Here is an 8,941-nt window from a genome sequence, read left to right on the forward strand (position 1 = left end):
GACGGCCGCTGCAAGGCGTTCGCGGCGGGCGCGGACGGCACCGGCTGGGGCGAGGGCGTCGGCATGCTGCTCGTGGAGCGGCTGTCGGACGCCCGCCGCAACGGCCACCCCGTGCTGGCGCTCGTCCGTGGCTCCGCCATCAACCAGGACGGCGCCTCCAACGGTCTGACCGCGCCCAACGGCCCCGCCCAGCAGCGCGTCATCCGCCAGGCGCTCGCCGGTGCGGGCCTGTCCACCGCCGAGGTGGACGCGGTCGAGGCCCATGGCACCGGCACCCGGCTCGGCGACCCGATCGAGGCGCAGGCGCTGCTGGCCACCTACGGCCGGGAGCGGGACGCGGAGCGGCCGCTGTGGCTGGGCGCCATCAAGTCCAACATCGGCCACACCCAGGCCGCGGCCGGTGTCGCGGGTGTCATCAAGATGGTGCTGGCGATGCGCCACGGGGTGCTGCCGCGCACCCTGCACGTGGACGAGCCGTCGTCGCACGTGGACTGGTCGGCGGGCGCGGTGTCGCTGCTGACCGAGCAGGTGGAGTGGCCGGAGACCGGGCGTCCGCGCCGGGCCGGCGTCTCCTCGTTCGGCTTCAGCGGCACCAACGCCCATACGGTCCTGGAGCAGGCACCGGTCCACGACGAGACCGCCGGGGAAGCCGCACCGCGGCGCCCGCTGGTCCGGCCCGATGTGGTGGCCTGGCCGCTGTCGGCCAAGGGCGAGGACGCGCTGCGGGCCCAGGCCGAGCGGCTGCGCGCCCACCTCGAGGCCGAGACCGAGACCGAAGCCGGGCCGGACCCGGTGGACGTGGCGTACTCGCTGGCCACCACCCGGTCCGCCCTGGAACACCGCGCGGTGGTCCTCGGCCAGGACCGGGACCGGCTGCTCGCGGGCCTCACCGCCCTCGCGCGCGGCGAGTCCGCGGCACAGCTGGTCCGGGGCGTGCCCGCGGAGGGCCGCACCGCCGTGCTCTTCACCGGGCAGGGCAGCCAGCGGCTCGGCATGGGCCGCGAGCTGTACGAGGCCAGCCCCGTCTTCGCGGAGGCGCTGGACGCGGTCTGCGCCGAGCTGGACCGGCACCTGGAACGGCCGCTGTACGACGTGCTGTTCGGCGACGACAAGGAGCCGCTGGACCGGACCGGGTTCACCCAGCCCGCGCTGTTCGCCGTCGAGGTGGCGCTGTTCCGGCTGGCCGAGGCCGCCGGGCTGCGGCCGGACGTCCTGACCGGGCACTCCATCGGCGAGCTGGCCGCCGCACACGTGGCCGGGGTGCTGTCGCTGGAGGACGCCGCCACGCTGGTGGCCGCGCGCGGCCGGTTGATGCAGGAACTGCCCTCCGGTGGCGCGATGATCGCGCTGCAGGCGGCGGAGGACGAGGTCGAGCCGCTGCTCACCGAGCGTGTCGGCATCGCCGCGCTCAACGGGCCCACGTCGGTGGTCATCGCGGGCGACGAGGACGCGGCGGTCGCGGTCGCGGCGTCGTTCCAGGAGCGGGGCCGCAAGACCAAGCGGCTCACCGTGAGCCACGCGTTCCACTCCCCGCTGATGGACGGCATGCTCGCCGAGTTCCGTAAGGTCGCCGAGGGGCTGACCTACAACGCGCCGCGCATTCCGATCGTCTCCACCGCCACCGGACAGCGGATCTCCGACGAGCTGGGCATGGCCGCCGACTACTGGGTGCGCCACGTCCGCCACGCCGTCCGCTTCCTCGACGGCGTCCGGACGATGGAGGCCCAGGGCGTCACCACCTACGTCGAACTCGGCCCGGACGGGGTGCTGTCCGCCATGGCGCAGGACTGTGTCACCGCCGGGGACGAGGGCGCCGAGGACGTGGCCTTCGTGCCCGTGCTGCGCGCCGGACGCCCGGAGACCGAGACAGTGACCGGCGCCCTCGCCACGCTGCACGTCCGGGGCGCGGCCCTGGACTGGGAGGCGCTGTTCGCCGGGACCGGCGCCCGCCGCGTCGAGCTGCCCACGTACGCGTTCCAGCGGCGGCGGTACTGGCTCGAGGGCACCCCGCGGCACACGTCCGGCCAGGAGGCCACGGACCTCGACATGGCCGGCGCCCGGTTCTGGGAGGCGGTCGAGAGCGACGACCTCGCCTCGCTGTCGGACGCCGTGGGCATCGACGTGGACCAGCCGCTCAGCGCGCTGCTCCCGGCGCTGTCCGCGTGGCGGCGCCGTGAGCGCGAGCGGTCCGCGCTCGACGGCTGGCGCTACCGCGTCACCTGGAAGCCGCTGGAGGAGCCCCGGCTCGCCGCCGCCCCCGGCGTCTGGCTGGTCGCCGAACCGGCCGCACCCGCGGGCCACACCGACACCGTGCGGCGTGTGGTGGCCGCGCTGGCCGACCGGGGCGCCGACATCAGGCGCATCGCTCCGGACGACGGTGGCGACCTCGACCGGGACGCCCTGGCCGAGCGGATCCGCCGGGCCGCGGCCGACGAACCCGTGCACGGGGTGCTGTCGCTGCTCGCGCTGGACGAGCGTGCGCACCCCGACCACCCGGCCGTGCCCACCGGGCTGCTGCGCACCGGAGTGCTGGTGCAGGCGCTCGGGGACGCGGGCCTGGACGCCCCGCTGTGGTGCGCCACCACCGGCGCCGTCGCCACCGCCGCCTCGGAGCCGGTCGGCAGCGCCGCACAGGCGCAGATCTGGGGTCTGGGCCGGGTGGTCGCGCTGGAGTACCCCGAGCGCTGGGGCGGTCTGATCGACCTGCCCGCGACGCTCGACGAACGGGCCGCCGACCGCCTGGCCGGTGTGCTCGGCGGACACGGCGACGGCGACGAGGACCAGTTGGCGATCCGTACGGCCGGAGTCCTGGCCCGCCGCCTCGCCCACGCCGAGGGCAGGCACGCCGAGCGCACGAACGCCGAGCGCACGAACGCCGAGCGCACGAACGCCGAGCGCACGAACGCCGAGGGCACGCACGCCGAGCGCGCCCACGCCGAGCGCACCCAAGCCGAGGGCGCGCCGGCCACCGGTGCGCCGTGGCGGCCGCGTGGCACGGTCCTGGTCACGGGTGGCACCGGCGCGCTGGGCGCCCATGTGGCCCGCTGGCTGGCGGAGAACGGCGCCGAGCATCTGGTGCTCACCAGCCGCCGTGGCCCCGACGCCCCCGGCGCCACCGAGCTGCGCGACGAACTCGCCGCGTCCGGTGCCCAGGTGACCGTCGCCGCCTGCGATGTCACCGACCGGGACGCGGTGGCCGGGCTGCTGGCCCGGATCCGCGACGACCACCCGCGGCACCCGCTCACCGCCGTCGTGCACACGGCGGGCGCCGGGCAGTTCGCACCGCTCGCGGAGACCACCCCGGCCGATGTCGCCGATGTGGTGGCCGCCAAGGTGGCGGGCGCGGCCCATCTGGACGCGCTGCTCGGCGACACCGAGCTGGACGCCTTCGTGCTCTTCTCCTCGATCGCCGCGGTGTGGGGCAGCGGCGGCCAGGGCGCCTACGCGGCCGGAAACGCCTTCCTCGACGCGCTGGCCGAACAGCGCCGGGCCCGTGGCCTGCCCGCCACCTCCGTGGCCTGGGGCCCGTGGGCGGACGGCGGGCTCGTCGCCGACGACGAGGCGGCCGAGCAACTGCGCCGCCGCGGCCTGCCGGCGATGGCCCCGCACTCCGCCATCGCCGCCCTCCAGCAGGCGCTGGACCGGAACGAGACCGCCGTGGCCGTGGCCGATGTCGACTGGGGCCGCTTCGCCCCCGTCTTCGCCGCGGCCCGCCCCCGTCCGCTCATCGCCGATCTGCCCGAGGTGCGTGCCGCCCTCACGGCGGACCCGGCGGAGGGCGCGGACGGTGGCGGTTCGGCCGAGACGCCGGCGGAGTCCCTGCGGCAGCGGCTCGCGGAGCTCACCGGGCCCGAGGCCGAGAAGGTCCTGCTCGACCTCGTCCGTACGGAGGTCGCCGCCGTCCTCGGACACGACGACACCACGGCCGTCCAGGCGGGCCGGGCCTTCAAGGAGCTGGGCTTCGACTCGCTCACCGCCGTCGAACTCCGCAACCGGCTCAACGCGGCCACCGGACTCCAGCTCACCGCCACCCTGGTCTTCGACCACCCGACGCCCAGCGCGCTCGCCGCTGTGCTGCGCGCCGACCTCCTCGGCGAGGACACCACCCCCGGACTCCCCGTCCTCGCCGAAATCGACAAGCTGGAATTCACCCTTTCCAACGTCTCCGACGACGCGACGGAACGCGAGCGGGTCACCGCGCGCCTCGAAGCGCTGTTGCGGACCTGGAACGAGAACGAGAGCGCGGCGGGCGCCGACGGCGCCGACGACGATGAACTCGACCTCGACGCCGCCTCCGCCGAAGACATCTTCGACATCATCAACAATGAATTCGGAAGGTCCTGACGTGATGACCGCCCTCAATTCAACTGACCTCAGGAGGTGACGTTTCCGTGGCTAGCACGAACGAAGAGAAGCTTCTCGACAATCTGAAGTGGATGACCACTGAGCTGCGCCGGGCCCGTCGCCGCCTGACCGAGGTGGAGGCGGACGCGCAGGAACCGATCGCCATTGTGGCGATGAGCTGCCGCTTCCCCGGCGGTGTCGGTTCACCCGAGGATCTGTGGCAACTGGTCGCGGAGGGCGGCGACGCCATTTCCGGATTCCCCGCCGACCGCGGCTGGGACATCGAGGGACTGGCCGATCCGGACCCCGACCGCAAGGGCACCTTCTACAACAGCGGTGGTGGATTCCTCGACGGCGCCGCCGAATTCGACCCCGGATTCTTCGGTATTTCGCCGCGCGAGGCGCTCGCCATGGACCCGCAGCAGCGGCTGCTGCTGGAAACGTCCTGGGAGGCGTTCGAGCGCGCGGGAATCGACCCGACGTCCGTCAAGGGCAGCCGCACCGGCGTGTATGTGGGCGCCTCGGCCATGGGCTACGGCTCCGATGTCCAGGGCGCGCCGGAGGAACTGGAGGGCCTGCTCCTCACCGGCGGCGCCACCAGCGTGCTGTCCGGCCGTATCGCCTACACCTTCGGTCTCGAGGGCCCGGCCGCCACGATCGACACCGCGTGCTCGTCGTCGCTGGTCGCCCTGCACTGGGCGGCCCAGGCGCTGCGGCAGCGCGAATGCTCGCTGGCCCTCGTCGGCGGCGTCACCGTGATGCCCAACCCCGATGTCTTCGTGGAGTTCAGCCGCCAGCGCGGCCTCGCCCCCGACGGCCGCTGCAAGTCCTTCGCCGCGTCGGCGGACGGCACCGGCTGGTCCGAGGGCGTCGGTGTGCTGCTGGTCGAGCGGCTGTCGGACGCGCGGCGCAACGGCCACCAGGTGCTGGCCGTGGTGCGCGGCAGCGCGGTGAACCAGGACGGCGCGTCGAACGGTCTGACCGCGCCGAACGGCCCGTCCCAGCGGCGCGTCATCCGCCAGGCGCTGGAGAACGCCCGGCTGTCCGCCGCCGAGATCGACGTCGTCGAGGCGCACGGCACGGGCACCACGCTGGGCGACCCCATCGAAGCGCAGGCGCTGCTCGCCACCTACGGCCAGGAGCGGCCCGAGGGGCGGCCGCTGTGGCTGGGCTCGCTCAAGTCCAACCTGGGCCACGCCCAGGCGGCGGCGGGTGTCGCGGGCGTCATCAAGATGGTCATGGCGATACGCCACGGCCTCATGCCCAAGACCCTCCACGTCGACCAGCCGTCCCCGACCGTGGACTGGACGGCGGGCGAGGTGTCCCTGCTGACCGAGGCCCGCCCCTGGGACGAGACCGGCAGGCCGCGCCGGGCCGGTATCTCGGCCTTCGGCGTGAGCGGCACCAACGCCCACACCATCCTGGAACAGGCTCCCGAGCGGGAGGAGGCTCCGGAAGACTCTCCGGAGCCGGACGGGGACACCACCCCGGCCGCGAACGCCGCGCCGGTCACCGCCACCGTGCTGCCGTGGCTCCTCTCCGCCAGGAACGCGGCGGCGCTGCGCGACAACGCCCGGCGCCTCGCCTCCCATCTCGACCGCGAACCCACCCTCGGCACCGCCGATGTGGGCCACTCACTGGCCACCGGCCGGGCGGCCCTGGAGCGGCGCGCGGTGCTCGTGGGCGAGGACCGCGCCGGGCTGGCCGCCGGTCTGGAGGCGCTGGCGCGGGGTGAGTCCGCGCCGGGGCTGGTCGAGGGCGCGGTCGTCGAGGGCGAGACGGCGTTCCTGTTCACGGGGCAGGGGAGTCAGCGGCTGGGGATGGGGCGTGAGCTGTACGACGCCTATCCGGTGTTCGCGGAGGCGCTGGACGCGGTGTGTGCGGAGCTGGACGCACATCTCGAACGGCCGTTGAAGGACGTCCTGTTCGGGGACGACGCCGAGGCCCTCGACCAGACGGGGTTCACTCAGCCCGCGTTGTTCGCGATCGAGGTGGCGCTGTTCCGTCTCGTTGAGGCGTGGGGGGTGCGGCCCGACTATCTGTCGGGGCATTCGATTGGTGAGTTGGCCGCCGCGCATGTGGCGGGTGTGTTGTCGCTGGCGGATGCGGCGAAGTTGGTGGCGGCGCGTGGGCGGTTGATGCAGGAGCTTCCGGCGGGTGGCTCGATGATCGCGGTGCAGGCGTCGGAGGACGAGGTGCTGCCGCTGCTCACCGATGGCGTGAGCATCGCCGCCCTCAACGGGCCTACGTCCGTGGTCATCGCGGGTGATGAGGACGCGGCGGCTGAGATCGCGGCTGGTTTCGAGGCGCGGGGTCGTAAGACCAAGCGGCTCACGGTCAGCCATGCGTTCCATTCGCCGCGTATGGACGGGATGCTGGAGGCGTTCCGTCAGGTGGCGCGGGGGCTGTCGTACGAGGCTCCGAAGATTCCGATCGTGTCGAATCTGACCGGTGGCGTGGTGTCCGCCGAGGAGATCACGACGGCCGACTTCTGGGTGCGCCACGTCCGCGAGGCCGTCCGCTTCCTCGATGGGGTGCGCACCCTCGAGGCCAAGGGTGTCTCCACGTTCATCGAGCTGGGCCCGGACGGTGTGCTCACCGCGATGGCGCAGGAGTGTGTGACCGACTCCGCGTCGGACGCCGCGTTCATCTCGGCGCTGCGCAAGGACCGTCCCGAGGCTGAGGCGCTGACCACGGCCGTCGCCCGCGCCCATGTGCGCGGTGTGGCGGTGGACTGGGCCGGATACTTCGCCGGTAGGGACGCCCACCACGTTGACCTGCCGACGTACGCCTTCCAGCGCGAGCGGTTCTGGCTGGAGTCGGGCGCGGCCTCCGTGGGCGATGTGGCCTCGGTGGGCCTGGAGTTGGCGGGGCATCCGCTGCTCGGCGCCGCCGTGCCGCTCGCGGAGACCGATGGGCTGGTGTTCACGGGTCGGCTGGGTGTGGATACCCATCCGTGGCTGGCCGACCATGTGGTGCAGGGCGCGGTGGTGCTGCCCGGCACGGCGTTCGTGGAGCTTGCCGTTCGCGCCGGTGACCAGGTCGGCTGCGACCTGCTCGACGAGCTGACCCTGCACGCCCCGCTGGTGCTGCCCGAACGCGGTGGCGTCCGGCTGCAGCTCACCGTCGGCGCGCCCGATGGCGCCGGACGTCGGTCCCTGACCGTGCTGTCCCGCGCGGAGGACGCCCCGGCCGAGGAGCCGTGGACACGACACGCCGACGGTGTGCTCGTCCCGGGCGCGCCCCGGCCGTCGTTCGCGCTGACCGCGTGGCCGCCGCAGGGCGCCGAGGCGGCCCGTACCGAGGAGCTGTACGCGGCGCTCGCGGACGGCGGGCTGCGGTACGGCCCGGTGTTCCAGGGGCTCACGGCCGTGTGGCGGCGCGGGGACGAACTCTTCGCCGAGGTCCGGCTGGACGAGTCCGCCGCGCCGGACGCGCAGGCGTACGGCCTGCACCCGGCGCTGCTCGACTCGGCGCTGCACGCGCTCGGCCTGGACGGCCTGGGCGACGGCGACGGCCAGGGGCGGCTGCCGTTCGCCTGGAGCGGCGTGTCGCTGTACGCGAGCGGCGCCTCGGCGCTGCGGGTGCGGCTTGAGCTGCGCGGCTCGGACGGTGTCCGGCTGGAGATCGCGGACGCGGCCGGTGCGCCGGTCGCGGCCGTGGACTCGCTGGTCCTGCGCGCCGTGTCGGCGGAGCAGGTGCGGGCCGCGCGGGCGGCGTACCACGAGTCGCTGTTCCGCGTGGAGTGGACCGAACTCCCGGCCGGGGCGGGCGCGTCCACGGGCGGTCGGTGGGCGGTGCTCGGCGCGGACGCGCTCGGGCTCGCGGCCACCGGTTCCGGGGCGGCGGCGTACGCGGACCTCACGGCGCTGAGCGAGGCCGTGGCGTCCGGGGCGGCCGTACCGGAATACGTGTTCGTGACGCCGCCCACCGAGGGCGGCGACGGGGTGCCGGGCACCGTGCGCCGGGCCACGGCCCAGGCGCTGGGCCTCGCCCAGACGTGGCTGGCCGATGAGCGGTTCGCCACCGCGCGGCTGGTATTCCTGACCCTCGGCGAGGGCGAGCCGGTGCGCGATCCTGCGCAGTCGGCGGTGTGGGGTCTGCTGCGCACGGCGCAGGCCGAGAACCCGGACCGCTTCGTCCTCCTCGACATCGACGGCCAGGACGCGTCGCTCGCGGCGCTTCCGGCCGCGCTGGCGGCGGGCGAGGAGCAGCTGGCCGTCCGTGCGGGCGTGGCCCGTATCCCACGGCTGGCCAGGGTGCCGGTCGCGGAAGAGACGACCACCGAGAACACCTTCGGCCCCGAGGGCACGGTGCTGGTGACCGGCGCGTCCGGTTCGCTGGGCGGGCTCGTGGCGCGGCATCTGGTGGCCGAGCGTGGCGTACGGCAGCTGCTGCTGGTGAGCCGTCGCGGCGGCGAGGCCCCGGGTGCGGAAGAACTCGCCGCTGAATTGGTCGAGTTGGGCGCCGAGGTGGCATGGGCGGCGTGTGATGTGGCGGACCGGGACGCGCTCGCCGCGACCCTCGCCACCGTCCCCGCCGAGCATCCGCTGACGGCGGTCGTGCACACCGCAGGCGTGTTGGACGACGGTGTGAT

At 74.3% G+C, this 8,941-nt stretch carries 2 protein-coding genes; both read left to right on the forward strand.

Annotated features, from left to right (window positions below; genetic code table 11):
• On the forward strand, positions 1–4,344 hold a 4,344-nt coding region (locus ACFXB5_RS50980), incomplete at its 5' end, for an SDR family NAD(P)-dependent oxidoreductase (protein ID WP_385222269.1).
• A 47-nt stretch (positions 4,345–4,391) separates the two neighbouring features.
• On the forward strand, positions 4,392–8,941 hold a 4,550-nt coding region (locus ACFXB5_RS50985), incomplete at its 3' end, for an SDR family NAD(P)-dependent oxidoreductase (protein ID WP_385222272.1).

The sequence above is a fragment of the Streptomyces sp. NPDC059455 genome (genome assembly GCF_042750115.1).
Classification (GTDB): domain Bacteria; phylum Actinomycetota; class Actinomycetes; order Streptomycetales; family Streptomycetaceae; genus Streptomyces; species Streptomyces endocoffeicus.